Annotated in this window: 1 protein-coding gene; it reads right to left on the reverse strand. The window is 65.6% G+C overall.

Annotation, left to right across the window (positions count from 1 at the left end; genetic code table 11):
- Window positions 1-407, reverse strand: a 407-nt coding sequence (locus ON30_RS01525) for an AMP-binding protein (RefSeq protein WP_040703583.1), incomplete at both ends; no start/stop codon positions are given.

Below are 407 nucleotides of genomic sequence, written 5' to 3' on the forward strand. Positions count from 1 at the left end.
AGGCCGTAGACGATGTAGGAGTGTCCGGTGATCCAGCCGATGTCGGCGGTGCACCAGTAGATGTCGGTGTCGGGTTTGTGGTCGAAGACGGTGTGGTGGGTGTAGCTGGTCTGGGTGAGGTAGCCGCCGGTGGTGTGGAGGATGCCTTTGGGTTTTCCGGTGGTGCCGGAGGTGTAGAGGATGAACAGGGGGTGTTCGGCGGGGAAGGGTTGGGCGGTGTGGTGCGGGGAGGCTTTGGCGACGGTGTCGTGCCACCAGTGGTCGCGGCCCTCGAGCAGGTCGACGGGGTTGCCGGTGCGTTTGACGATCAGGACGTGTTCGACGGTGGTTTGCGGGGTCGGGACCTCGGGGTTGTCGGGGTGGTAGGCGAGTGCGTGGTCGACGGCGGGTTTGAGCGGGGTGGGGGT

The organism is Nocardia takedensis NBRC 100417 (genome assembly GCF_000308695.1).
Classification (GTDB): Bacteria; Actinomycetota; Actinomycetes; order Mycobacteriales; family Mycobacteriaceae; genus Nocardia; species Nocardia takedensis.